This window comes from Comamonas squillarum (assembly GCF_025309455.1).
GTDB classification, from domain to species: Bacteria; Pseudomonadota; Gammaproteobacteria; order Burkholderiales; family Burkholderiaceae_C; genus Comamonas; species Comamonas squillarum.
Window position 1 is genome coordinate 4,209,431 of the sequence record NZ_CP104377.1, and the last position, 26,021, is coordinate 4,235,451.

Here is a 26,021-nt window from a genome sequence, read left to right on the forward strand (position 1 = left end):
ATGCGCTGGCCCCACGTTTTTGCGCAGGAGGGTGATGTTGCGCTGTCGCGCGGCAGTTGGCTGCGCAGCGCTGCCGAGCCCTATGCCAGCCTGGCCGAGGCCGAGCTGGCCGACCGCCTGGTCAGCCGTGCCCACCCCATCCCATCAGCGGCACCCAGCCAGACCTTGCACAGCCAGGCTGCGCAGGCGGGCGGCGCCTTGCTGGAAGTCGACCAGGTCAGCATCGACTATGTGACCGACGAGCGCGTGCTGCGTGCCACCCACCAGGTCAGCCTGCAGGTGCATGCGGCCGAGCGCTTTGTGCTGCTGGGGGCGTCTGGCTGCGGCAAATCAACCCTGCTCAAGGCCATGGCCGGTTTTGTGCCGGTCAGCGAAGGGGCGATCCGCCTGGCTGGCCAACCGGTCGAGGGCCCCGGGCCAGACCGGGTGATGGTGTTCCAGGAGTTTGACCAGCTGCCGCCTTGGAAGACGGTGCGTGAGAACGTGATGTTCCCGCTGCTGGCCTCGCGCCGCTGCAGCAAGGCCGAGGCGCGCGAGCGCGCCGACCTCTACCTGGACAAGGTGGGGCTGAGCCGCTTTGCCGATGTGCACCCGCACCAGCTATCAGGCGGCATGAAGCAGCGCGTGGCCATTGCCCGTGCGCTGGCCATGCACCCGCAGGTGCTGCTGATGGACGAGCCCTTTGCGGCCCTGGATGCGCTGACGCGCCGGCGCATGCAGGAAGAGCTGCTGGCGCTGTGGGACGAGCTGCGCTTCACGCTGGTCTTTGTCACCCATTCGATCGAGGAGGCGCTGGTCGTGGGCAGCCGCGTGGCCATTCTCTCGCCCCACCCCGGGCGCTTGCGGGCCGAGATCAACGCCCATGCCTTTGGCCTGGCGAGCGGCGGCAGCGCCGAGTTCGAGGCCGCGCACCAGCGCATCCACCGGCTACTGTTTGACGAAGACCGTGCTGGCGCGCCCACCGCCGCTAGCCCGGACAGCAGCGCAACCACTGGCTTGCGCCGCGTGGCCTGATACGAGAAACGAGACCCGCTATGGCATCCACCCCCCTGACGGCCTGGCCTGGCGCTGCCAAGGCCCTGCCACCGCTGCGGCCCGAGGCCGAATACTCGCTGCCCGATGCCCCGGCACACCTGGCGGTGCGCCGCTTGCCGCTGGCCAAACGCTTGCTCCAGCATCCGGCCTTGCGCAAGGCCATCATTCTGGTGGTGCTGGCCACCCTGTGGGAGCTGGCAGCGCGCTGGCAGAACAACGACCTGCTCCTGCCCACCTTCAGCCAGACGGCTGCGACCTTGCTGCGCGAGCTGGGCAATGGCGCGCTGCTGGGCAAGGCGGCGATATCGTTGGGCATCTTGCTGCAAGGCTATCTGCTGGGCGTGGCCGGAGCCTTGCTGCTGACGCTGCTGGCGGTATCGAGCCAGTGGGGGCGCGATGTGCTGACCACCTTGACCAGCATGTTCAACCCTCTGCCTGCAATTGCGCTGTTGCCCCTGGCCTTGCTGTGGCTGGGCCTGGGGCAGGCCAGTTTGCTGGCGGTGCTGGTGCATTCGGTGCTCTGGCCGCTGGCGCTGGCCACCTATGCCGGTTTTCAGGGCGTGCCCGAGACCTTGCGCATGGCCGGCCGCAACTACGGCCTGCGCGGCGCGCGCTATGTGCTGCAAATCCTGGTTCCTGCGGCGCTGCCGTCCATCCTGTCGGGCCTGAAGATTGGCTGGGCCTTTGCCTGGCGCACCCTGATTGCCGCCGAGCTGGTGTTTGGCGCCTCGTCGGGCAAGGGGGGCCTGGGCTGGTACATCTTCCAAAGCCGCAACGAGCTCTATACCGACCAGGTGTTTGCCGGGCTGGCCCTGGTGATCATCATTGGCCTCTTAGTCGAGAACCTGGGCTTTCACCCGTTGGAGAGGGTCACCGTCAAGCGCTGGGGTGTGCAGCGCTGACGCGGCTTGTGGGATGCGGCTGCTGTGGCCGCCCTCCAACAAACGGCCGCGCGCCGGCAGCGCTGGAAATGTAGGACATTGGCGATTGTTAAAGATTGCTGGATGTTGGGCATAGTATTTTTGCAATCATTTATTGCATACTGATAGGTTTTGCGGTGCCTGATCGTGCCCATTGGGGGCCGGCGGGCTGCTGCGGCGCGCCTGTGACAGACGGGGCGTGCTCCCAACAGGGGTGTACCTATGACCAATTCTTCTTCAGATACTGCGGTGTCGCCCGAGGCCGACGCCGCGGCCCCGGAGCCGGCTGCGCAGGCGCCGCAGGCCAGCCAGCGCTCGACCATGTCGCTGCCGGTGGTGGTGCCTGCACTGCTGGTGCTCGGCGTCCTGCTGCTCGTGTGCGTGCTGGCGCCCGATGCCGCAGACCGCCTGTTCTCGGGCGCGCAGCGCTGGGTGGTGGCCAGTTTTGACTGGTTCTATGTGATGGCGCTGAGCGCCTTCTTGCTGTTTTTGGTGGTGCTGGCGGCCAGCCGCTATGGCGATATCCGCCTGGGGCCCGATGACGCCAAGCCCGAGTTCAGCTTTGTCTCCTGGTCATCGATGCTGTTTGCCGCCGGCATGGGCATTGGCCTGATGTACTTTGGCGTGGGCGAGCCGCTGCAGCATTTCCTCAACCCGGCCACACAGGAGCCGGCCACGCCCGCCGCCGCGCGCGAGGCGATGGAGGCCACGTTCTTCCACTGGGGCTTTCATGCCTGGGCGGTCTACGGCACCATGGGCCTGGTGCTGGCCTATTTCGGCTTTCGCTACAACCTGCCGCTGACGATGCGCTCGGGCCTGTATCCGCTGCTGCGCGAGCGCATCAACGGGCCCATTGGCCACGGCGTCGATGCGTTTGCGCTGGTGGGCACCATTGCCGGTATTGCCACCACCTTGGGCTATGGCGCGCGCCAGATCGCCGCCGGCATCCACACCTTGACCGGCTGGGAAACCGAGACCTCCGGGTTCCTGGTGGCCGTCATCGTCGTGGTGGTGACCCTGGCCAGCCTGTCTGCGCTGCTGGGCGTGGACAAGGGCGTGCGGCGACTGAGCGAATTCAACATGCTCCTGTCGGTGCTGCTGCTGAGCTTTGTCATCATCGCCGGCCCCACCGCGCATATCTTCAAGGCCTTGAGCGAGAACATCGGCAACTACCTGCAGGGTCTGGTGGGAATGTCGCTGCGCACCTTCGCCTATGCGCCGTCGCGCGAGGAGGGCTGGTTTGGTGGCTGGACGATTCTGTACTGGGCCTGGTGGGTGAGCTGGTCGCCCTTTGTCGGCCTGTTCATCGCGCGCATCTCGCGCGGCCGCACGGTGCGCGAGTTCGTCATCGGCGTGCTGCTGGTGCCCACCGCGTTCAACCTGCTGTGGATGACGGCCTTTGGCAACAGCGCGATCTGGACCGACAGCCATGTGGCCGCTGGTGCACTGGCGCAGACTGCCACCAATGTGGACGCCTTGCTGTTCCGCTTCTTCGAGTACCTGCCCTGGGTCAAGCCCGTCTCGTGGCTGGCGGTGCTGCTGATTGGCGTGTTCTTCATCACCTCGGCGGACTCGGGCGCGCTGGTGGTCAACTCCATCGCTTCGCGCGGCAACCACGAGTCGCCCGTCTGGCAGCGCCTGTTCTGGTGCGTGCTGCTGGGCCTGACCTCCATCGTGCTGCTGCTCGCCGGCGGCCTGGGCGCCCTGCAGGCGGTGACCCTGGTGACCGCCTTGCCGGTGGCCTTCATCATGCTGGTGCTGTGCGTGGGGCTGTGGCGCGGCATGGTGGCCGACCTGGCCCATTACTCGCCCGACCTGGCGCCCGCCACCAACTTCTGGAGCGGCCAGCACTGGCGCAAGCGCCTCGAGCAGATCGTGCACCAGCCGCACAAGGACGATGTACAGCGCTTCCTCAGCACCACCGTGCTGCCTGCGATGAACGAGGTGGCTGCAGAAATGCAAAAGCGGGGCTTGCAGGCGCATGTGCAAGACAGCCTGGAGAGCGATGCCGACAGCGAAGCACGCCTGGTCGTGCCGGTCGAGCAGCTGCGCGACTTTGTCTACGGCGTGCGCGCCGTGCGCCGCACCATGCCCACGTTCACCGTGCGCGAGAGCGCCGGCAGCAACGCGCGCCGCTATATGTATGAGCCGGTGACTTTCTTCGAAGATGGGCGCTCGGGCTATGACGTGCAGTACTTGCGCAGCGAGGAGCTCATCGCCGACATCCTGCGCCAGTACGAGCGCTATCTGTCCCTCAGCGCAGACAAGCGAACGCAACTCTTGAACCGGGCACCAGGGCATACGGATCCGGTGTAAGTTTTTTGTGGCCACCTTCGGGTGGCTTTTTCTTTTTTTGGCTTGTCTGGTTATGCGCTGGGGGGTGAATGCTCTGGCGGTGCTGACTTTGGCTGGGGCGCTGGCAGTCTTCGTATTGGGGTGGCGATATGGGCGCGTAGGCTTTGTTGCGGGGGCTTGCCATACAGGCGTATTGTCTGCGCCCCAGACGTCGCGCCTACGCGCCCATCTCGCCATGGATGTTGGCGGTTCAGGCGCTGCGCTTGCTGCCTGATTGCTTGTTATGAACTGCGACGCGGTGGGTTCATTCCTCGCCCTGGCGTCTTTGACTTGGTTGGTAGCGTTGGCAGTCTTCGTACTGGGGTGGCGATATGGGCGCGTAGGCTTTGTTGCGGGGGCTTGCCATACAGGCGTATTGTCTGCGCCCCCGACGTCGCGCCTACGCGCCCATCTCGCCATTGGTGGTGGTGGTTCGGACGCTGCGCTCGCTGCATGGGTGGCTGTTTTGAACAGCCAGCGCGTTAGGTTCTTTGGGTGGTTCCTGCAATCGCCGACAATGGCGGCTTCTTTGCCGCCTTTGCTTTTTGCAGCCTCTGTCATGCCTTCTTGTCTGTTCACCAACGCCCATGTTTTTACCGGTCGCAGCGAGAGCGATTTCGCCTCGGCTTTTGTGGTGGAGGATGGCATGGTGCGCTGGGTGGGGCATGTGGGTGATGCGTCGCAGCCGGCGGCCGACCAGCAGGTGGATTTGCAGGGGCGCACAGTGGTGCCGGGCTTTATTGATGTGCATACGCATCCCACCTTTTTGTCGCAGATCGTCGATGCAGTGCCTTGCACGGTGCCGCTGGTTGAAGACATTCCGGGGCTGATTGCGGCGTTGAAGAGCCACCCCAAGGCGGGGCTGGGGCCCAACGACTGGATTGAGGGCTGGGGCTATGACGAGTCCAAGCTGAAGGAAGGGCGCACGCCCACGCGCCATGACCTGGATCTGGTATCGACCACGCAGCCGGTCTATGTGGGCCGCTCCGACTGCCATTCGGGCATTTGCAACAGCCGCGCGCTGGCGCTGGCGGGCATTGGCAAAGAGACGCCCGACCCCATCGGCGGCCACTTTGGCCGCGATGCCGATGGCTCGCCCAATGGCGTCTTGACCGAGCTGGCGGCCAACAGCGTGGTGCAGCGCGCCAAGGCGGTGCTGGACTACGCGCAGGCGGTGGGGAGCCTCGCGCGCACCTCGCAGCGCTTTAGCGAGCGCGGCATTGTCGCGGTGACCGACATGATGGCCTTCACCCAGCCCTTCCACCACCTCGATGTCTACCGCGATGCCGCCCAGGCCGGCTTCAAGCAGCAGGCAGCGCTGTATTTTTCCTGGGAGCCCTGCAAGGGCGACTTGTTGGCGGGGCTGCAGGCCGCGCAAAAGGAGGGCCGCATCAAGATTGCCGGCATCAAGTTGTTTGCCGATGGCTCCATCTCTGGCAAGACGGCCTGGTGCAGCTGCGCCTACAAGCACACGGGCAGCCTGTTTGGCATGTCCTTGCTCAGCAGCGCGGCGCTGGCGCAGGCCTATGCATGGTCAGTGGCCAATGGCGCGCAAATGGCGGTGCATGCGATGGGCGATGCGGCCCTGCAGCTGGTGATCGATTTTTTTGCTGACAAGCAGCCCTGGCTGCCTGGCGGTATTCCATCGGTGCGGCTGGAGCACGCCACCTTGCTCAAGCCCGCGCAGATTGCGCAGATGAATGCGATGCCGATGCAGTGGGGCGTGGCCACGCAGATCATCTTCATGTTTGCCGAGTACGAGGCGTATACCGAGAACCTGGTCGATTCCGAGTTTGACCAGTCCTACGCGCTCAAGACCTTTTATGACGAGATCGACCATGTGGCGCTGTCGTCCGACGCGCCGGCCACCACCTGGGCCGATCCGGACAATGTCTTTGTCTCCATCCAGGCTGCCGTGCAGCGCCGCGCCTACAACGGCGCCCCGATTGTGGACAGCCAGGCGCTGACGGTGCCCCAGGCCCTGCTGCTCTACACCGCACGCGCGGCCAGCCTGTCGCCGTTTGAGGGCCAACTGGGCCAGATCGCCCCCGGCTTTGAGGCCAGCTTTGCGGTGCTGGACCGCGATATCTTCACCGTGCCGGTTGCCGATATTGGCAGCCTGCGCGTGCAAGCCACCTGGATTGCCGGCGAGCAGGTCTACTGCGCCGCATGATGGCTTCGCGACCCATTCACCTGCCGGAGGCGCTGCGATGATCCGCTGGCTGATTGTCATTTTCCTCGCGCTGCTGCTGCTCAACGGCTTTGCCGCGCTGCTGCGCAAACTGGGGCTGGGGCGGCTGCCGGGGGATTTCGAGATTCGGCTGTTTGGCAGAACCCTGTGGCTGCCGATTGCGACGACCGTGGTGCTGAGCCTGCTGGCGGCCGGGATTGCGCGCTGGCTGTAAGCCCAGGGAGCGCCGACCACTGCTGCACCGCAGCATCTGTCATGGTTGTAAGCAAATCTCGGGGGTGGATAGACCCGCCGCCCCTGGAGCGCCTTGTCAGCTAAGGGAAAGCTTGTAAACAAATTGTCACCGTGCTTTCATACACTGGCGCGATGTCAAGCATTGAGTTACGGCAGGTTGCCAAATCCTGGGGCAGCACCACGGCGCTGCATGCGGTCGATCTGCAGATCGCGCCGGGCAGCTTTTGCGTGCTGCTGGGCCCCTCGGGCTGCGGCAAATCGACGACCCTGCGCATCATTGCAGGGCTGGAGACCGCCAGCGCCGGCCAGGTGCTGATTGGGGGGCGCGATGTGACGCAGCTGCCGCCAGCACAGCGCGGCATTGCGATGGTGTTCCAGAACTATGCGCTGTTTCCGCATCTGTCGGTGGCCGAGAACATCAGCTTTGGCCTGGCAGTGCGCAAGGTGCCCAAGGCCGAGGCCGACAAACGTTTGAAGGATGCAGCCGAGCTGCTGGGCCTGTCGCAGCTGCTGGAGCGCAAGCCAGGCCAGCTCTCGGGCGGCCAGCAGCAGCGCGTGGCGCTGGGCCGGGCGCTGGTAGCCCAGGCCCATGTCTGCCTGATGGATGAGCCGCTGTCGAACCTGGACGCGCAGCTGCGCCAGGAGATGCGAGCCGAGCTGCGCGAGCTGCAGCAGCGCCTGGGGCTCACGGTGGTCTATGTCACCCATGACCAGACCGAAGCGATGAGCATGGCCGACCAGGTGGTGCTGCTGCACCAGGGCCGGGTCGAGCAATGTGCGACCCCGCGCGAGATGTATGCGCGTCCGGCCAGCACCTTTGCGGCGCGCTTTATTGGCACACCGGCGATGAACTTGCTGCGGCTCAGCGAAGGCGCCATTGCCGGCAGCCAGGTGCAGCTACCGGTGCCAGCTGGCGCGGCATTGCTGGGTCTGCGACCCGAGGCGCTGCATTGCCTGGGGGCTGAGGGCGTGGATGCGCAAGTCATCGGCACGGAATACCTGGGCGCCGATATGGTGCTGCGCTGCGCGATTGGCAGCGAGCAGATCACCGTGCGCGCACCCGGCCAGCAGGCAGTGGCCGTGGGCCAGGCGCTGCGCCTGGCCTGGCGCGCGGAAGACATGCATTTCTTCGATGCCGATGGTCGGCGCATGGCCTGAAGCAAGCCCTTTTTCTTTGACTGAACTGTTTGTGCAGCGCCTGCAGGCAGGCGCATAACCCGAGGAGTGATTCCGTGCAACGCAATATCTTTTTGAAGACCCTGGCCGTATCGGCCGTCGCCATGCTGGGCCTGGGTGCGGGCCTCGCGCATGCCGCCGATCCGCTGGAAGTGCCGTTCTACTACCCTGTGGCTGTGGGCGGCCCGATCACCAAGGTGATCGACGGCTATGCGAATGACTTCAACAAGGCGCATCCGCAGTACAAGATCACGCCGATCTATGCGGGCACCTACCAGGAGACCATCGTCAAGGCGCTCACCGCCAACAAGGCGGGCAAGGCGCCGGCCACTTCGGTGCTGCTGTCGACCGACATGTTCACGCTGATCGACGAAGACGCGATCGTGCCGATCGACGACTTTGCCAAGACCGATGCCGACAAGGCCTGGCTCAAGGGCTTCTACCCCGCCTTCATGGCCAACAGCCAGACGGGTGGCAAGACCTGGGGCGTGCCTTTCCAGCGCTCCACCGTGGTGATGTACTACAACAAGGACGCCTTCAAGGAAGCCGGCCTGGACCCGAACAAGGCGCCCGCCACCTGGAAGGAGCTGAGCGAGGCGGCCAAGAAGCTCACCAAGAAAGACGCCAGCGGCAATGTGACCCAGTACGGCATTCAGATCCCGTCGACCGGCTTTGCCTACTGGATGCTGCAGACCCTGACCACCCCCAACGATGTGCTGCTGGCCAACGAGGCAGGCACCAAGGTGAATTTCGACAACCCCAAGGTGATTGAGGCGCTGGACTTCTGGGTCAACCTGGCCAAGGAAGGCCTGCACCCCAAGGGCGTGGTCGAGTGGGGCACGACGCCCAAGGACTTCATGGAAAAGAAGGCCGCGATCATCGTCACCACCACCGGCAACCTGACCAATATCAAGGCCAACGCCAAGTTTGATTTCGGGGTCGGCCAGATTGCCGGCCATGTGCGCAAGGGGGGCTCGCCCACCGGTGGCGGCAATTTCTACATCTTCAAGAAGGCACCCAAGGAGCAGCAGCAGGCCGCCTTCGAATTTGCCAAGTGGGTGACCCAGCCCGAGCGCGCTGCGCAGTGGAGCATGGACAGCGGCTATGTGGCCGTATCGCCTGCCGCCTATGACACGCCGATCCTGAAGCAGTACGGCCAGGATTTCCCGCAGGCGCTGGTGGCCCGCGACCAGCTGCCCGTCTCGGTGGCCGAGTTCTCCACGCATGACAACCAGCGCGTGACCAAGGTGCTGAACGATGCCGTGCAGGCCGCGCTGAACGGCACCAAGACCTCGGCGCAGGCGATGAAGGATGCGCAGAAGGAAGCGGACCGCATCCTGCGCAGCTACCAGTAAAGCCGTACCCGGCGTGGCCTGCTTGCAGACCATGCCGGGCCAGGGCTGGGGCAAGGCCCCAGCCCGGTTGAGAGAACCCAACGCATGAGCGCCTCTTCCTCGTCCATTGCCGGCAGCGGCCAGCGCAGCATCCACGCCTGGTTGCTGCTGCTGCCTGCGCTGGTGCTGCTGGTGGCATTCACCCATTGGCCGGCCGTAGCCACCTTCATCGACAGTTTTTATTCCACCCCCAAGGGCGCGCGTGCGGCGGTGTGGGTGGGTGTCGAGAATTACCAGGCGATGGCCGATGACCCGGTGTTCTGGCAGGCGGTGCGCAACAATCTGTGGTTTGCGGCGGCCACGATTCCCGCGTCCATCGGCCTGGCGCTCTTGATGGCGGTCTGGGTGAACGAGCGCATCGCAGGCCGCACCTTTGTGCGCATGGCGTATTTCACGCCCACGGTGCTGCCGATGATTGCGGTGGCCAATATCTGGTTGTTCTTCTATACGCCGCAGTACGGCCTGCTGGAGCAGGTCACCGGCGCGCTGGGCCTGCCCTCGCACAACTGGCTGGGCAGCCCCTCGACCGCGCTGGGGGCCATCACCTTGGTGGCAGTGTGGAAGGAAGCGGGCTTTTTCATGATCTTCTACCTGGCTGCGCTGCAAACGCTCAACCCCAGCCTGAAGGAGGCCGCCGCCATTGAGGGCGCATCGCGCTGGTACTTTTTCCGCCGGGTGCAGTGGCCGCTGCTGATGCCGACCACGGTGTTTGTGCTGGTCAATGCGGTGATCAATGCCTTCCGCCTGGTCGACCATGTGTTTATCCTAACCCGGGGCGGGCCGGACAATGCCACCACCTTGCTGCTCTACCATCTGTATGAGGTGGGCTTCAAGTTCTGGGATACGGCCTATGCAGCGGCCATCACCGTGGTGCTGGTGGTGGTGCTCTCCAGCGTGGCGCTGTTCCAGTTCTTTGTGCTGGACAAGAAGGTGCACTACCAATGAGCCGCAGCCAAGCCCCTGCCGTCATCTACCGCCACACCTGGCTGGACACCGTTGCCGCCTGGCTGCTGGCGCTGCTGTGGATTCTGCCGCTGGCCTATGCGTTCTGGACGGCCTTCCACCCCAGCGACTACGCGATCCGCTTTGACCTGGCTGCGCCCTGGACCTTGCAGAACTTCCGCAAGGCCTGGGACGCGGCGCCTTTTGCGCGCTACTTTTTGAACACCAGCCTGCTGGTGGCCATGATTTTGGCGGCGCAGCTGGTGCTGTCCACCCTGGCGGCCTTTGCCTTTGCGCGCTACCAGTTCCGGGGCATGAACATCGCCTTCGCGCTGGTGCTGGTGCAGCTGATGATCATGCCCGACATCCTGCTGGTGGAGAACTACCAGACCATGGCCCGGCTGGGCCTGGTCGATACCTTGTTTGCGATTGGCCTGCCGTACTTTGCCTCGGCCTTTGCGATCTTTTTGCTGCGCCAGACCTTCATGGGCATCCCCAAGGAGCTGGACGACGCCGCGCGTGTCGAAGGGGCCAGCACCTTGCAGATTCTCTGGCGTGTCTATGTGCCGCTGGCCCGGCCCGTCTACACCGCCTTTGCGCTGGTCTCCGTGAGCTTTCACTGGAACAACTTTCTCTGGCCGCTGATCATCACCAACAGCGTGGAATCGCGCCCGCTCACCGTCGGGCTGCAGGTGTTCTCCAGCGTGGAGCAGGGCGTGGACTGGTCCACCATCACTGCCGCCACCTTGATGACCTCGGCGCCGCTGCTCGTCGGCTTTATCCTGTTCCAGCGCCAGTTTGTGCAGAGCTTTATGCGGGCAGGGATCAAATAGCGGAAGGCATCAGCACGCCACCACAGCGCCGCGAGAATGTGGCGCTGAAGTTCTTTGCGGCTGTCCCTTCACTGGCCGATGCGGGCGCTGTGACAGAAAGCCTGGGCGGTGCGCTGCTGCCCAGTAACGGGTCACCCTGTCCCCGCGGCCTGCTGAGCCGCAGTTTCCGCTCAGGCCGGTTGCTGCTGCGTGGTGCAGTGGATGCCGCCGCCGCCCGCCGCGATGGCGTCGATATTGAGCTGCACAATCTCGCGCCCCGGGAACTGCTCGCGCAAGAGGGCGCGGCTGTTGCGGTCAGCGCGGGTATCGCCAAACTCCGCGCTGATCACCGCGCCGTTGCAGACGTAGAAGTTGATATAGCCTGCCGCAAAATCCTTGCTCTCATACTGCGGCCGGACTTCGTCAGGCCCCGGCATGCGCAGCACCTGCAAGGGGCGGCCACGCGCGTCCGCCGCCTTGCGCAAGATGGCCAGGTGGCGCTGGGTGACCGCATATTCTGGCGAGGACCGGTCGTTGTCAACACCGGCAACCACGACCCCGGGCGCGCAGAAGCGGGCATAAAAGTCGGTGTGGCCATCGGTGATGTCGTGGCCGGCAATGCCGGGCAGCCAGATCACCTTGTCTATCCCCAGCACCCGGTGTAATTCCTGCTCGCACTGCGCCTTGCTGACGCCGGGATTGCGGTTGGCGTTGAGCACGCAGCTCTCGGTGATGATGGCGGTGCCCTGGCCATCCACTTCAATGCCGCCGCCTTCCAGGACCAGGCTGCTTTTCAGCAAGGGCACCCCTGCCGTACCGGCCACAAAGGCCGCGACCAGGGCGTCATGGCGGTGGGATTGCTTGCGGCCCCAGCCATTGAAGTTGAAATCCACCCCGGCGAGACCGCCGCCTGCCGTCTTCACAAATACCGGGCCGGTGTCCCGCATCCACAGGTCATCGATGTCTTGCACCAGCAGCTTGACCTTGCTGCCGCACAGGCGCGCGGCCAGGTCGTAGTCCTGGGCGTTGACCAGCATCTGCACCGGCTCCATCTGGGCAATGGTCTGGGCAATCAGCGCCAGGTTGGCCTGGGCGCCCGCCTTCAGCCGCCGGCCCCAGATTGCGTCACTGGCACCAAAGGCCATCCAGGTCGCAGCATGGCGCTCGCCTTCATCGGGCATGCGCCCTTGGCGGTCTGCCGCGGGCGCCGACTGCGCTGGCATGCCTGCCGTTGTGCCAGCGGCCAGCGTGGTGCCGGCCGAGAGAAATTGTCGTCGTTGCATGGTGTGGGCTCCCATGGGGTCGTTCGCGCCATCGCGCATCACAGTTGGACCTGTCTTCATCACTTTTCCAATTGCTCCTATCGGGAGCGGTTGCGTTGCCGAACCTTCGGACCAGGTCGCATTGTGGATGGCGGTAGGTATGAGATCAAATGATAAGATTTGTGCTAATTCATTAATATCTCTCATATGTCAGAGCCGCGTATCCCTTCGTTGAAGCTGTTGATGGGGTTTGAGGCCGCCGCCCGGCATGGCAGCTTTTCACGCGCAGCCGATGAGCTGCATGTGACCCAGTCTGCGATCAGCCACCAGGTGCAGCAGCTCGAAGCGCAGCTGATGCAGCCGCTGTTTCGGCGTGCGGGGCGCGGTGTGGAGTTGACCATCGCAGGCGAGGTGCTGCTGCGCAGCGTTCAGCGCTCGCTCACCGTGCTGCGCAGCGGCATGGAGCGCATTGGCACCTACCTCGATCCGGGCCTGGTGTCCTTGGTCTGCCCCGCGCCGCTGTTGCGCGGCTGGCTGCAGCCCCGGCTGCCCGCGTTGCATGCGCTGCTGCCCGGGCTGAGCCTGGTGCTGTCGGCCGACGAGAGCGCCCGCTTTGTCGATGAGATCGATGTGGACATTGCCATCAGCCGCAGGCCGCTGTTGCAGCCGGGCTTGGATGAGCGGCCTCTGCTGCAGGACGAATGGCTGCTGGTGGCCGATGCGGGTATCGCCCAGAAGCTGGGCCGCATCCCGCAGGAGCAGCAACACCTGCATGCCGATCTGGTGTGCCTGGAAGAAAGCCTTACTTCCGAAGCCACGGCGCCGCTTTTCCTGGGGCCGCTGGCGCAGTTCCGCAAGCGCGCCATGTATGACGATGCGCGGCTGGTGCTCGATGCCGTGCTAGCCGCGCAGGGCATCGCTTGCTTGCCCAGCCTGTTGGTGGAAGGGAGCGTGGCAAGCGGGCGGTTGCAGCTGGTGCCAGGCTACCCGCGCTTGCCGGGCACCACCTGGTGGCTTTCGGGCGTGTCTGGGCCCGCCCGTTCGGACATGGTTGCGCAGGTCTTCCAGTGGCTGGGCGCGCAAGGCCAACCACGGTGACCGTGTGCCCGGTGCTGCGCCAATGGTGCGAGGCATTTACCCTGCGATGCGCAGGGTCTGAAAATTATGTATGATGAGCATCATGCGAAATGAAACTTCCAACACCCGGGCTGCCGCCAAGCAAGCGACGCATGAGCGCATTGTGTCCGTTGCTGCCCGCGCCATCCGCCGCAGCGGCTATGGCGGCACGGGGGTGGCCGACATCATGAAAGAGGCGGGCCTGACGCATGGGGCCTTCTACGCGCATTTCGCCTCGCGCGAGGCAATGCTGGCAGAAGCTGCGCAGCTGGCGTGTGCAGAGTCTGCTGCCGCGGTGGCCGAGGTTGCGACCCAGGCAACCCCTGACCAGGCCTGGGATGCCGTGCTGCGCGCTTACCTCTCGAAAGCCCATGTGCAGCATGCCGAGCAAGGCTGCCCGCTGGTGGCCTTGGGGTCCGAGACCGCACGCCAGGCGCCGGAAGTGCGCCGCGTGACCACCCAGCACATCAAGGGCATGGTGGATCTCATCGCCCGCCAATCGCCCGATTGGGGGCAGGCGCAAGCGCATGAGCGCGCTATGGTGGCCTTGTCCACGATGGTGGGCAGCCTGCTGCTGGCCCGCGCGGTGGACGACGCGGCGCTGTCGGACAGCTTGCGCGAAGCGGCGCTTCAGCATCTGCTGCCCGCCGATCGGGCGGCAGACCTCGCACCCGGCAGCAGCGCCTAGCAGCGCGCTGCTTTTTTTTGATTTTTAATATGATGAACATCATGCGAGATAAGACCATGCAAGCGTTTGTGCTGGATCGCTATGGCAAAAAGAGCCGGTTGCGGTTGGCGCATGTCGACAAGCCGCAGCCGCGCGAGGATGAGGTGCTGGTGGAGGTGCATGCCGCTGGCGTCAACCCGCTGGACGCCAAGATCCGAAGCGGTGAGTTCAAGCGCATCCTGCCTTATCCCCTGCCACTCATCCTGGGCCACGACATCGCTGGGGAGGTGGTCGAGGTGGGATCCCGGGTGCAGAAGTTCAAGCGCGGCGATGCGGTCTATGCGCGGCTCGATGATTTGCACATCGGCGGTTTTGCGCAGTGGGTTGCCGTCAAAGAGGCATCGTTGGCCCATAAGCCCCAAGGCATCACGATGGAGGAAGCGGCTTCCATCCCCTTGGTGGGTTTGACGGCATGGCAGGCCTTGGTTGACAAAGCGGCGTTGCGTCCTGGGCAGAAGGTGTTCATCCAGGCAGGCGCAGGCGGGGTGGGCAGCTTCGCCATCCAGCTGGCCAAGCACCTGGGCGCCACAGTGGCAACCACCGCCAGTGCCGCCAATGCAGCGTTCGTCAAAGGCCTGGGTGCGGATACCGTCATCGACTACAGAGCCCAGAAGTTCGAAGACGTCCTGCACGGCTACGACGTGGTGCTGCACAGCCAGCCCCGGCAGGCGCTCGGTGCATCGCTGCGCGTGCTGCGCAGCGGTGGACAGCTCATCTCCCTCTCAGGCCCCCCCGATCCCGACTTTGGCAAGGCGATCGCTGCACCCCGTCTTTTGACGTGGGTGATGCGGTGGCTGAGCGCAGGCATCCGCGCAAAAGCCAAGGAGCGGGGTGTGGGCTATTCGTTCCTCTTCATGCAAGCCAGTAGCGAGCAGTTGCGCGAGATCGCCGCGCTGATCGAGTCGGGCGCGGTCCGTCCGGTGGTGGATCGCGTTTTTCCCTTCGAATGCACCCCTGAAGCGCTGGCCTATGTCGAGGCCGGTCATGCCAAAGGCAAAGTCGTTATTAAGCGCCCGTGAGCGCTCTTTCAACCTCGGTAAACGTGGAGATTCCCATGAAAATTGCTAACGCTGTCGTTCTTGTCTCAGGTGCCAACCGTGGCATCGGCCAGGCCTTTGTGCGCGAGTTGCTCGCCCGCGGTGCCCGCAAGGTCTACGCCGGTTCACGCGATCCCGCCAATATCAGCCCCCAAGCGGGGGTGCATCCGCTGCGGCTGGATGTCAATAACCCCGAGGATGTGGCGGCGGCCGTGGCGCAGGCGCCCGATGTGACCCTGGTGATCAACAACGCCGGCATCGCCCAGCCGGGAGGCTTTCTCGCCGAAGACAGCGAAGCGGTGGCTCGCCGCATCTTCGAGACCAATTTCTTCGCCGTGCTGCGCATGAGCAAGGCCTTTGCGCCGGTGCTGGCGGCCAATGGCGGTGGTGGCTTGCTCAATGTCTTGTCGATTGCCTCCTGGGTGAATGGCAGCGAACTGGCCGCCTATTCGGCGAGCAAATCGGCCGCCTGGTCGCTGACCAATTCGCTGCGCTACGAACTGGCCGCCCAGAAGACGCAGGTGCTGGGCCTGCACATGGCCTATGTCGATACCGACCTGACACGGGGGCTGGATGCCCCCAAGTCCAGCCCGGCCGACATTGTCAGCCGCACGCTCGATGCGCTCGAAGCGGGGCTGGACGAGGTGCTGGCCGATGACCTGACGCAGCAAGTCAAGCGCGGGATGACGGCGGATCGGCCGAGCTATCTGCCGCAGCGTTCTTAAGCTCTGGCCACCGGCAGCGCCTATCAGCGGTGCAGCACCAGCTGAAAGCCTTCTGACGCTGAAGGCGCTGCAAAGTGCTGGCTGATCAGCTCAAACTGCGCATCGCTGGTTTCAAATGGATGCTCGCCAGACGCATTGCGCACCCGCAGGCGGCGCTTGCATTCCTCCTCGGGCACCTGGAGCCAGTGCAGCGCATGCGGGGCACCGGCTGCCTCAAAAATGCGGCGCGCCCAGGCGCGGGTGGCGGGGGTGTTCGATGGAAAATCCAGCACCACCGAGGTGCCGGCCTGGAGCAGCGCCACGATATGGGGCTGCATTGCGCCGCGCAGCCTGGCGGACAGCAGCACATAGTCCTGGACCGAGACCAGCGCGTCGGGGTAGAGCTGGGCGAGCCAGGCGTCTTCGCTGACCAGTACCGTGCGGGGCTGCGCCGCGAGCTGCCGGGCCAGGGTGGACTTGCCGGAGGCGATCTTTCCGCAGAGCAGGTGCAGGGTGCCGGCATCTGGGTCTCTATCGGCAAATGTATCAGGCGCTTGGCTAGTGTTCATTCCGTCTCCTTCGAGGAAACCCCAGAGACGGAAAACCCACCTCCAGGGTGGGTTGCATGGTGACCTGGCCGCGCGCTATCCCACCGTCGGTATGACGATGCGAATAATTCGGGGGGTGGTGCACAGGGCCATCTGCGCAATGTAGCAGAAGTAAGAACAGAAGGCCGGACAGCGTGCAGCGCTGCGTAGCGTCAGGCGCGCCGCTTGGTCAGGCGGATATCGCCATCGCCCACATCGCGCTCATCGCCCCAGCCCAGGTGGCGGTAGAGGCGCGCTGCGCGGCTGGCTTTGGCTGTCTCCAGCCAGGCTGCTTCATGCTGCGCCAACAAGGCCTGCTCGCCGGCCCGGCACAGCGCGGTGCCCAGACCCCGGCCTTCGCAGTCGCTGCGCACAAACAGTGCAAACAGGCAGGCACTGCGCAGGTCCACCATCGCAAAGCCGGCGACCTCGCCATCGATGGTGGCGACCCAGGCGCAAGGGGCGCTGCGAATAGCCTCGGCAATGGAGGCGGGTGTGATGCCGGCGGCGGCCAGCTCTGCGCTGGTCATGCTGTTTTCCGTGACCGCCAGGCGCACCTGGAACATGGCGTCGACGTCGCCCACGGTGGCAGGGCGGATTTGAAAGGAATCTGGCTGGGGGTTGCGCATCGCCCGACTATAAGCGCGCAGGGGCTGGCTTTGGCTGCAGGCATGGCAAACGCATCGCCGCTGCTGCACAATCACCGGCAACTGCGCCAGCGGGCGCGGCTATCCACAGAGTTTCCCACATGCAAATACTGAGCTGGAATGTGCAATGGTGCTGCGGCCTCGATGGCCTGGCCGATCCGGCGCGCATCGTGCGCCATGCGTTGGCGATGGGCGAGGGCGCGGGCGCGGGCGGCATCGATGTGCTGTGCCTGCAGGAGGTCGCGGTGGGCCACGGCGCGTTGGCGGGCGCGCCGGGTGACCAGGTGGCGCAGCTGCAGGCGTTGCTGCCGGGGTGGCAGCTGTTTTTTGCCGCCACCACCGATGGCTTTGATGCCAGCGGCCAGCGCCGCAGCTTTGGCAATCTGGTGGCCAGCCGCCTGCCGGTGGCCGAGGTGGCGCAGCACCGGCTGCCCTGGCTGGCCGAGGTGGGTGTGGTGAGCATGCCCCGGGGCTGCTTGGTGGTGACGGTGCGTGACCCGGCGCTGGGGCTGGTGCGCGTGATGTGCACGCATCTGGAATACCACAGCGCCAGCCAGCGCCTGGCGCAGGTGCAGGCCTTGCGGGCGATCCATGCCCAGGCTCTGGCGCAGCTGCAGGCGCTGCCCGCTGCGGCATCGGCTGCCACGCCCTACACCACGCCGGTGCACACGCCGCACGCGGTGTTGTGTGGCGATTTCAACCTGCACGCCGGTGAGGCGGCCTATGCCGCGCTCGTGGCCTTGCAGGACGATGGCACGCCGCTGTGGCATGACAGCTGGCCGCTGCTGCATGGCAGCGCGCCGCAGCCGGCCACCTTCTGTGTGTTTGACCGCAGCTGGGGCCCCACGCCGGTGGCCTGCGATTTTGCGCTGGTCAGCGACAGCCTGCGCAGCCATGTGCGGGCCTGGCACAGCGACAGCACCACGCAGCTGTCCGACCACCAGCCGGTGCTGATCACGCTGACTTGAAATATGCGGCACCGGCCTGCAACTGGCGTTTGCATCGCTGCCTATGATGGGCAGCAGGAGAGTGCCCCATGACCGAAGACAGCCTGCACATTGTGTGCCCCCATTGCCATACCACCAACCGCGTGCAGCGCGCGCAGCTGGCCCAGCAGCCCGATTGCGGCAGCTGCCACCAGCCCTTGTTCACGGGCGAGCCTGTCGCGCTGGATGCCGACAGCTTTGCCAAGCAGCTGGGGCGCAACCACATTCCCGTGGTCGTGGACTTCTGGGCGCCCTGGTGCGGCCCCTGTCTGCAGATGGCGCCGGGGTATGCGCTGGCTGCCAAGCAGCTCGAACCCCGGCTGCGCTTTGCCAAGCTCGATACCGAGGCTTACCCGCATGTGGCCCAGCCCTTCAATATCCGCAGCATTCCGACCATGGTGGTGTTCAAGGGCGGCCAGGAGGCGGCCCGCATCTCCGGCGCGTTGCCGCCCGCTGAGATCGTGCGCTGGCTGCAGTCGGTCTTGTAAACGCACTGCGCCACGAAAAAATGCCATCCGTCGGGATGGCATTTTCTTTTTGAAGCGAGCGCGTGAGTGGCCACACGCTCTCTGAACCGTTTTACAGCTTCACAGCTTGCGGCGTACCGGTCAGGTAACCCACCGAGGCGCCAAACTTGTTCTTGTAGTTCGCATTGATCAGCGGATCGAGCTGGTCCTTGATCTTGGCGTGCAGCGCGCTCCAGTCACCAGGGTGCTGGAAGTTGCTCATGATGTAGGTCCAGCCGTTGGCCTCGTCCACCGCGTGCAGGCCGGTCGATTCCGCGCCGGCAGGGGTCGACAGGATGCGCGAGAGCTGCTTGGTGTCGGCGTTGTAGGCCCACAGGAAGTTGTTCACATGGTTGCCGCTGTCTTCGCCGATGAACAGGGTGCGCATCTTTTCGGAGAACTTGAGGTTGTCCGGGCTGGCGATCTTGTCGGGGTTGGAGGTGTTGCCCAGTGCGTCGGCGGCAATGTCCTCGCCCATCATCAGCATATGCGATTGCTGTGGCACCCATTCGCTGTTGATGGGGGCGCCCTGGCGGTCCTTGATGCCGCCGCCCAGGTTGTGGGCCAGCACGCCGCCGGCCTTCACGGTGTTGGGGAAGGTCACGTTGTGCTTGGCATTCCAGGCCTTGTCACCGTTGATCATCGAGGTCTGGATGTTGGCCAGTGCCGAGTAGGCCACCTTGTCCTTGATGTTGACGGTGGTGCCTTCCATCTTGGTGAACGCCATCGAGCCGCCCACCAGGTTGGCATAGCGGTGGGTTTCGAGGAAAGCGGCTGCCTTTTCCATGCCGGGCTTGAGCTTGAGCCAGGCGGCCTTGCCGTCCAGGAACACCGCGGTGTAGCTGGCATCCTGCGGGTCGGTGGTCAGCGACTCCATGATGTCGGCCGGCTTGAGGCTGTTCGCCAGCGCTTCGATCTCGGCGCTGGTGGCGTGGCCCAGGTGGATCCACTCCATCTTGGCGGTCGAGGTGTCGGTCAGCACTTCGGTGTAATGCGCGACGTACAGGTTGCCAGCGGACAGGTCTTTTTCCTTGTCGGCCACGAACATGAACAGGCCGCCGTTGGTGTAGTCATCGCCCATCAGCGCGGTGCGGTTGTCGGGCATCACATGGATCAGCTCGTGCGAGATGCGACCCAGGCAGTAGTGCTTCTTGACCGTGCCGGTGCCGTCCTTGTTGACGGTGATCTCGGGCAGGTGGCCGTAGTGGTAAGGGTTGGCCGTGGTCTCGTTGCCGTACACGTGCTTGCTGAAGGTCTTGAACTGGGCCGAGCTGGCAGCGGTGAAGGCATCGGGCTCGTACTCTTCGCTGGACAAATGGGTGTTCCACGGCGAGAGGCTGGCGCCGCAGGTGATCCACAGGCCATGGGCCTTGGACATGTCGACGTTGTGGTACTTGACCAGGCTCAGCTTGCCGGTGTCCTGGTCCTGGTCCAGGGTCAGCACGGCGATGGGCGAGGGCAGGGTGCCATAGGCATCGGCGCCCGACTGGTCCTTGGAGGTGTACTCGAACTGCACCACGGCAAACACGGGCTTGCCCTTGACGCCGTCGACCTTGGCATCGGCGACCTGGATGATCGAGGAGCCATCGGGGCAGTCAGAGAAAAACTGCCGCTCGCTGCCGGCCACGGACTTGTCCATGATGGGCTGGTTGTTGATGTCGTAGTAGCCACCCGCCAGGATCTTGCCGCCCTTGCCGTCCGCCACCATGTCGCCGGTGACAAAGAAGGATTGGTAGGCTAGCGCCACTTCGCGCTTGCTGTCGTCGGCGTAGAGGATGGTCATCACCGCGGTGGTCGAGGTGGTCGCCATCGCTGCGGGGTTGGTCAGGTTGGGCGCTGCCATGTTGGAGAAGCTCACCGACTTGAAGGCCGCCGTCGGGCCATCGTCATCACCACCGCCGCCGCAGGCGGTCAGCAGGCCTGCTGCAGACAGGGAGCCGGACAAGGGCAGCAATGGTGCGCTGCCCAGAAATTGCAAAAGACGGCGACGCGAGGTCAGCACTGCGCTCATATCGGTAACTCCGTGGGGTGTTATGTAGTGTTTGGATGCACCACAGAGGCCCATGAGAGATCCAGGCCAACATACTCTGTGGTGCGCACGGAGTATCGGCGGCGACCGTGGCAGAGGCGTGACGCTGCTGTGTCGTTTTTATGACGATGAAGTCAAGGCGTGTTGCCGTCTTGCGCCACCCAAGTCAGGTGCTGCGCCGGTGTGCGGCACGCGTTGGCGCACCGCCCTTCGAGGGGGAGGGGCGTGTTTCCGAGGCCAGCGCGGCGGCTAGCGCGGTAAACAGAAATATTGCCTGCATTGTGGTCATCCGTGTGTAGGACATGTGATCTGGTCAAAGCGCCGCTAAGGTGCTAAAACCAAGTCACGATAACGGTTGCCTAGGGAGGCTCTGCAAAACCCTCGCCAAATGGTATGGCCGCATTTGCGCCATGGCAGGGAGTTTTGCAGAGGGGTCCTAACAAGTTTGCGGCACGGTCTGCCCCTTGGGTGCCGCCACGGAGGTCGTATGGATGTGATCAGCAACTCTGCCGCCCGCTACGTGCGCCTGCGCGAAGAGGAAATGTCGCTCGACGAGTTTCTTGCTTTGTGCCAGCGCGACCCGATGGTCTACGAGGGAGCGGCACACCGCATGCTGGCCGCGATTGGCGAGCCCGAGATGATCGACACGCGCAACGATCCGCACCTCTCGCGTCTGTTTGCCAACAAGATGATCCGCCGCTACCCGGCGTTTGCCGAGTTCTATGGCATGGAAGACTCCATCGAGCAGGTGGTGAGCTTCTTCCGCCATGCCGCCCAGGGCCTGGAAGAGCGCAAGCAGATCCTCTACCTGCTTGGCCCCGTCGGGGGCGGCAAGAGCTCCATCGCCGAGCGCCTGAAGTACCTGATGCAGAAGGTGCCGTTCTACGCGCTCAAGGGCTCGCCGGTGAACGAGTCACCGCTGGCGCTGTTCGACCCCATCGAAGACGGCCCGGTGCTCGAGGAGCAGTTCGGTATTCCGCGTCGCTGCCTCAACCATGTGCTCTCGCCCTGGGCTGTCAAGCGCCTCGATGAATACGGGGGCGATATCCGCCAGTTCCGCGTTGTCAAGCGCTACCCCAGCATCTCGCGCCAGGTGGGCGTGGCCAAGACCGAGCCGGGCGATGAGAACAACCAAGACATTTCCAGCCTGGTGGGCAAGGTCGACATCCGCAAGCTGGAGAACTACGCCCAGGACGATACCGACGCCTACAGCTACTCGGGCGGCCTGTGCCTGGCCAACCAGGGCCTGCTGGAGTTTGTCGAAATGTTCAAGGCGCCCATCAAGGTGCTGCACCCGTTGCTGACCGCAACGCAGGAGGGCAATTACAAGGGCACCGAAGGCTTTGGCGCCATCCCCTTTGATGGCATCGTGCTGGCCCACAGCAACGAGAGCGAGTGGAAGGCCTTCCGCAACAACCGCAACAACGAGGCATTTTTGGACCGGGTCTACATCGTCAAGGTGCCATACTGCCTGCGGGTCTCGGAGGAGGTACGCATCTACGAAAAGCTGATCCGGGAATCGTCGCTCGCCAGCGCGGTCTGCGCGCCCGGCACGCTCAAGATGATGGCGCAGTTTGCCGTGCTCACACGGCTCAAGGAGCCCGAGAACTCCAGCATCTTCAGCAAGATGCAGGTCTACGACGGCGAGAGCTTGAAAGACACCGACCCGCGCGCCAAAAGCTACCAGGAGTACCGCGACTATGCCGGCGTGGACGAGGGCATGTCGGGCATCTCCACCCGCTTTGCCTTCAAGATCCTGTCCAAGGTGTTCAACTACGACAGCACCGAGGTGGCGGCCAACCCAGTGCACCTGATGTATGTGCTGGAGCAGCAGATCGAGCGCGAGCAGTTCCCCGCCGAGCTGGAGACCAAGTACACCGGCTACATCAAGGAATACCTGTCGCCGCACTACGCCGAGTTCATCGGCAAGGAAATCCAGACCGCGTATCTGGAGAGCTACAGCGAGTACGGCCAGAACATCTTTGACCGCTACGTGACCTACGCCGACTACTGGATCCAGGACAGCGAGTACCGCGACACCGACACCGGCGAGGTGTTCGACCGCAATGCGCTCAATGCCGAGCTGGAGAAGGTAGAAAAGCCCGCCGGCATTGCCAATGCGAAAGACTTCCGCAACGAGATCGTCAACTTCGTGCTGCGTGCGCGTGCCAACAACCAGGGCAAGAACCCCAGCTGGACCAGCTACGAGAAGCTGCGCCTGGTGATCGAGAAGAAGATGTTCTCCAACACCGAAGAGCTGCTGCCCGTCATCAGCTTCAACGCCAAGGCCAGTGCCGAGGATGCACGCAAGCACGAGGACTTTGTCACCCGCATGGAGGCCAAGGGCTACACGCCCAAGCAGGTGCGCCTGCTGTGCGAGTGGTACCTGCGTGTGCGCAAGAGCAGCTGAAGCAAAGATAACGGCGCGCCGGCACCGAACGCGCCGGGTCATGGATGGGGGCATAGATGGCATTGCAAATCATCGACCGCAGGCTCGCCGGCAAGAACAAGTCGGTGGGCAACCGCGAGCGCTTTGTGCGCCGCTACAAGACGCAGATTGCCGAGGCGGTGCGCCGCGCGGTGGCCAAGCGCGATATCCGCCACATCGAGCAGGCCGAGAACATCACCATTCCGCGCAAGGACATCCAGGAGCCCGTCTTCCACCATGGGCAAGGGGGCGTGCGCGACACCGTACACCCGGGCAATACCGAGCATGTGCGGGGCGACCGCATTGCGCGGCCCCAGGGTGGTTCGGGCGGGGGCGGAGGCTCGCAGGCCAGTGACAGCGGCGAGGGTGAGGACGACTTCACCTTCACGTTGACCAAGGAAGAGTTCATGGAGCTGTTCTTTGAAGACCTGGCGCTGCCGCGCCTGTTGCGCACCCACATCGCCAGCACCTTGCAGTACAAGACGCGCCGCGCCGGTTACAGCCACGACGGCACGCCACACAATCTGGCCGTGCTGCGCACCATGCGCGGCGCGCTGGGCCGGCGCATTGCGCTGACCAAGGCGCCGCACCGTGAGCTCAAGGCGCTGGAAGACGCGCTGGCAGAGCTCATGGCGCAGGATGACGGCACCAGCGAAGCAGTGGCCGAGCTGCAGCAGCGCATCGCCGTGCTGCAGGCGCGCATGGGCAAGGTGGCCTTTCTCGATCCGCTGGACCTGCGCTTTCGCAGCCGCACCAAGGTGCCCGAGCCCAGCAGCCAGGCGGTGATGTTCTGCGTGATGGATGTCTCGGGCTCGATGGACCAGTCGCGCAAGGACCTGGCCAAGCGCTTTTTCATCCTGCTGTACCTGTTTCTCACGCGCCACTACGAGAAGATCGAGATCGTCTTCATCCGCCACCACACCCAGGCGGCCGAGGTGGGCGAGGATGAGTTCTTCCATTCCACCGAAAGCGGTGGCACCGTGGTGAGCAGCGCGCTGGTGCTGCTCGACCAGGTCATCCGCGCACGCTACCCGGCAGCCGACTGGAACATCTACGTGGCCCAGGCGAGCGATGGCGACAACTTTGGCGACGACGGCGGCAACTGCCGCAGCCTGCTCGCTGACAAGATCCTGCCGCTGGCGCGCTACTTTGCCTATGTGCAGGTGGCACCGGACGAGCAAAGCCTCTGGCAGGAATACAGCCAGCTGTTGCCGCTGTTCTCGCATTTCGCGATGCGCAAGGTGGCCGAGCCCGGGGATATCTACCCGGTGTTCCGTGACCTGTTCAAGAAGGAGGGGGTACCGGTATGAACCCGTCGCAATACCCCGTGCTGGCACGGCGCAAAGGCTCTCCGCATTGGAAAGTGCCCTTCTCCGGTGACCGTTCCCAGCGCGACGTGCCCGCCACGCCCCGGCCTGCTGGCCAGCGCCCGAACCAGCCCTTGCCCGACCCCAGCGACTGGACCTTCGAGCTGATCGAGCGCTACCACGCCGCCATTGCCGCGACGGCCGAGCGCTACGGACTGGACACCTACCCCAACCAGCTCGAGGTGATATCGGCCGAGCAGATGATGGACGCCTATGCCAGCGTCGGCATGCCCGTGGGCTACCGGCACTGGAGCTATGGCAAGGAGTTTCTGGCCACCGAGCGCCGCTACCGCCGCGGCCACATGGGCCTGGCCTACGAGATCGTCATCAACTCCAACCCCTGCATCAGCTACCTGATGGAGGAGAACACCACCGCGATGCAGGCGCTGGTGATTGCCCATGCGGCCTACGGGCACAACAGCTTTTTCAAAGGCAATTACCTGTTTGGCATGTGGACCGATGCGGGCAGCATCATCGATTACCTGGTCTATGCCCGCGACTTCATCTCCCAGTGCGAAGAGAAGCACGGTATCGATACCGTGGAGCAGTGGCTCGATTCCTGCCACGCGCTGGCCAACCTGGGGGTGGACCGCTACCGCCGCCCGTCCAAGAAGACGCTGGCGCGCGAGCGCGCCGAGCGCGAGCAGCGCGAGGCCTATGCCCAGCAGCAGGTCAACGAGCTGTGGCGCACCCTGCCGGCGCGCCCCGACAAGAACAGCCCGGCCCAGCACCATGAGCGCTTTCCCAAGGAGCCCGAAGAGAACCTGCTGTACTTCATCGAGAAGAACGCGCCGCTGCTGGAGCCCTGGCAGCGCGAGGTGGTGCGCATTGTGCGCAAGATTGCCCAGTACTTCTACCCGCAGCGCCAGACCCAGGTGATGAACGAGGGCTGGGCCACCTTCTGGCACTACACCCTGCTCAACACCTTGTACGACGAGGGCTGGCTCACCGACGGGGTAATGATTGAATGGCTGTCATCGCATACCAATGTCATCTACCAGCCGCCCGCTGGCCACCGCGCCTACAGCGGCATCAACCCCTATGCGCTGGGGTTTGCGATGTACCGCGACATCCAGCGCATCTGCGAGCACCCCACGGACGAAGACCGGCGCTGGTTTCCCGACCTGGCCGGCACGCCCTGGCTGCCGGCGCTGCACCATGCGATGCAGAACTACAAGGACGAGAGCTTTATCGGCCAGTACCTGAGCCCCAAGCTGATGCGCGACATGCGCCTGTTCTCCATCCATGACGACGCCAGCGAGCGCGAGCTGCTGGTCAGCGCCATCCACAACGAAGACGGTTACCGCAACCTGCGCCAGACCCTGTCACAGCAGTACGACCTGGGCGCGCGCGAGCCCAATATCCAGGTCTGGAACGTGAACCTGCGCGGCGACCGCTGCCTGACCTTGCGCCACACCCAGTACCAGGGCCGCCCGCTGTCCGACGATGTGCAGGAGGTGCTCAAGCACGCCGCGCGCCTCTGGGGCTTTGGCGTGCAGCTCGAAAGTGTGAACGGCGATGGCACGGTGCCGGTGTTGCTGCATTCGGTGGCGGCGCCGCCAGCTTGACTTGGCGGTGCCTGACCCG

The 26,021-nt window shown here is 64.4% G+C and carries 22 protein-coding genes; 18 read left to right on the plus strand and 4 right to left on the minus strand.

Features of this window, described 5'->3' with window-relative positions:
• The 9 genes from N4T19_RS19225 to N4T19_RS19265 all read left to right on the plus strand — a co-directional run bounded on the left by N4T19_RS19225 (window position 1) and on the right by N4T19_RS19265 (window position 11,059).
• The gene (locus N4T19_RS19225; RefSeq protein ID WP_260718787.1) at window positions 1-1,014 is read left to right on the plus strand and encodes an ABC transporter ATP-binding protein; all 1,014 of its coding nucleotides are present in this window, start codon (window positions 1-3) and stop codon (window positions 1,012-1,014) included.
• Between the two features lie 20 nt (window positions 1,015-1,034).
• Window positions 1,035-1,937: an ABC transporter permease gene (locus N4T19_RS19230; protein WP_182344868.1), complete on the plus strand. Its 903-nt coding sequence runs from the start codon at window positions 1,035-1,037 to the stop codon at window positions 1,935-1,937.
• A 240-nt stretch (window positions 1,938-2,177) separates the two neighbouring features.
• Window positions 2,178-4,271, plus strand: coding sequence for a BCCT family transporter (locus tag N4T19_RS19235; RefSeq protein WP_409935128.1), 2,094 nt, complete (start codon window positions 2,178-2,180; stop codon window positions 4,269-4,271).
• A gap of 577 nt (window positions 4,272-4,848) precedes the next feature.
• Window positions 4,849-6,462: an amidohydrolase gene (locus N4T19_RS19240; protein WP_260718788.1), complete on the plus strand. Its 1,614-nt coding sequence runs from the start codon at window positions 4,849-4,851 to the stop codon at window positions 6,460-6,462.
• 37 nt (window positions 6,463-6,499) lie between these two features.
• Complete coding sequence (locus N4T19_RS19245; RefSeq protein ID WP_021028510.1) at window positions 6,500-6,694, plus strand: DUF2905 family protein; 195 nt, start codon at window positions 6,500-6,502, stop codon at window positions 6,692-6,694.
• A 152-nt stretch (window positions 6,695-6,846) separates the two neighbouring features.
• Window positions 6,847-7,872 (plus strand): ABC transporter ATP-binding protein, encoded by a 1,026-nt coding sequence (locus N4T19_RS19250; RefSeq protein WP_116926660.1) that lies wholly within the window; start codon window positions 6,847-6,849, stop codon window positions 7,870-7,872.
• A gap of 74 nt (window positions 7,873-7,946) precedes the next feature.
• Window positions 7,947-9,245: an ABC transporter substrate-binding protein gene (locus N4T19_RS19255; RefSeq protein WP_116926659.1), complete on the plus strand. Its 1,299-nt coding sequence runs from the start codon at window positions 7,947-7,949 to the stop codon at window positions 9,243-9,245.
• Between the two features lie 84 nt (window positions 9,246-9,329).
• On the plus strand, window positions 9,330-10,229 hold the full coding sequence (locus tag N4T19_RS19260) for a carbohydrate ABC transporter permease (RefSeq protein ID WP_116926658.1): 900 nt from the start codon (window positions 9,330-9,332) through the stop codon (window positions 10,227-10,229).
• Entirely contained in the window at window positions 10,226-11,059 is an 834-nt protein-coding gene (locus N4T19_RS19265; RefSeq protein WP_260718789.1) for a carbohydrate ABC transporter permease, read from the plus strand. Before N4T19_RS19260 ends, N4T19_RS19265 begins: the two co-directional genes overlap by 4 nt.
• Before the next feature lie 170 nt (window positions 11,060-11,229).
• Here N4T19_RS19265 and N4T19_RS19270 read toward each other — a convergent pair whose 3' ends face one another.
• On the minus strand, window positions 11,230-12,321 hold the full coding sequence (locus N4T19_RS19270; protein WP_260718790.1) for an agmatine deiminase family protein: 1,092 nt from the start codon (window positions 12,319-12,321) through the stop codon (window positions 11,230-11,232).
• 186 nt (window positions 12,322-12,507) lie between these two features.
• Between N4T19_RS19270 and N4T19_RS19275 the strand changes: the two genes are divergently transcribed.
• The 4 genes from N4T19_RS19275 (at window position 12,508) to N4T19_RS19290 (ending at window position 15,905) form a co-directional block, all read left to right on the plus strand.
• Window positions 12,508-13,398, plus strand: a complete 891-nt coding sequence (locus tag N4T19_RS19275; protein WP_260718791.1) for a LysR family transcriptional regulator — start codon at window positions 12,508-12,510, stop codon at window positions 13,396-13,398.
• Between the two features lie 70 nt (window positions 13,399-13,468).
• On the plus strand, window positions 13,469-14,104 hold the full coding sequence (locus N4T19_RS19280) for a TetR/AcrR family transcriptional regulator (protein WP_116926655.1): 636 nt from the start codon (window positions 13,469-13,471) through the stop codon (window positions 14,102-14,104).
• A gap of 56 nt (window positions 14,105-14,160) precedes the next feature.
• Window positions 14,161-15,162 (plus strand): NADP-dependent oxidoreductase, encoded by a 1,002-nt coding sequence (locus N4T19_RS19285; RefSeq protein ID WP_260720325.1) that lies wholly within the window; start codon window positions 14,161-14,163, stop codon window positions 15,160-15,162.
• Window positions 15,163-15,197: 35 nt separating this feature from the next.
• Entirely contained in the window at window positions 15,198-15,905 is a 708-nt protein-coding gene (locus tag N4T19_RS19290) for an SDR family oxidoreductase (protein ID WP_116926654.1), read from the plus strand.
• A gap of 23 nt (window positions 15,906-15,928) precedes the next feature.
• On the opposite strand, the gene N4T19_RS19295 is transcribed toward N4T19_RS19290, so the two are convergent.
• Window positions 15,929-16,453 carry an AAA family ATPase gene (locus N4T19_RS19295; protein WP_116926653.1) on the minus strand — a complete coding sequence of 175 codons (525 nt, stop codon included), beginning with the start codon at window positions 16,451-16,453 and terminating at the stop codon, window positions 15,929-15,931.
• 191 nt (window positions 16,454-16,644) lie between these two features.
• A complete protein-coding gene (locus N4T19_RS19300) occupies window positions 16,645-17,055 on the minus strand; it encodes a GNAT family N-acetyltransferase (protein WP_260718792.1) in 411 nt (136 codons plus the stop codon).
• A 164-nt stretch (window positions 17,056-17,219) separates the two neighbouring features.
• Between N4T19_RS19300 and N4T19_RS19305 the strand changes: the two genes are divergently transcribed.
• Window positions 17,220-18,086, plus strand: a complete 867-nt coding sequence (locus tag N4T19_RS19305; RefSeq protein ID WP_116926651.1) for an endonuclease/exonuclease/phosphatase family protein — start codon at window positions 17,220-17,222, stop codon at window positions 18,084-18,086.
• A 68-nt stretch (window positions 18,087-18,154) separates the two neighbouring features.
• Window positions 18,155-18,592, plus strand: coding sequence for a thioredoxin TrxC (trxC, locus tag N4T19_RS19310; protein ID WP_116926650.1), 438 nt, complete (start codon window positions 18,155-18,157; stop codon window positions 18,590-18,592).
• A gap of 91 nt (window positions 18,593-18,683) precedes the next feature.
• On the opposite strand, the gene N4T19_RS19315 is transcribed toward trxC, so the two are convergent.
• Window positions 18,684-20,621 carry a PhoX family protein gene (locus N4T19_RS19315; protein ID WP_260718793.1) on the minus strand — a complete coding sequence of 646 codons (1,938 nt, stop codon included), beginning with the start codon at window positions 20,619-20,621 and terminating at the stop codon, window positions 18,684-18,686.
• Window positions 20,622-21,126: 505 nt separating this feature from the next.
• Between N4T19_RS19315 and N4T19_RS19320 the strand changes: the two genes are divergently transcribed.
• Genes N4T19_RS19320 through N4T19_RS19330 form a run of 3 tightly spaced genes read left to right on the plus strand, consistent with a single transcriptional unit; the run spans window position 21,127 to window position 26,002 of the window.
• Window positions 21,127-23,049 (plus strand): PrkA family serine protein kinase, encoded by a 1,923-nt coding sequence (locus N4T19_RS19320; RefSeq protein ID WP_116926648.1) that lies wholly within the window; start codon window positions 21,127-21,129, stop codon window positions 23,047-23,049.
• Between the two features lie 56 nt (window positions 23,050-23,105).
• Window positions 23,106-24,377, plus strand: a complete 1,272-nt coding sequence (locus tag N4T19_RS19325; protein ID WP_260718794.1) for a YeaH/YhbH family protein — start codon at window positions 23,106-23,108, stop codon at window positions 24,375-24,377.
• Window positions 24,374-26,002: a SpoVR family protein gene (locus tag N4T19_RS19330; RefSeq protein WP_182344879.1), complete on the plus strand. Its 1,629-nt coding sequence runs from the start codon at window positions 24,374-24,376 to the stop codon at window positions 26,000-26,002. Before N4T19_RS19325 ends, N4T19_RS19330 begins: the two co-directional genes overlap by 4 nt.
• The last annotated feature ends 19 nt before the right edge of the window (window positions 26,003-26,021 follow it).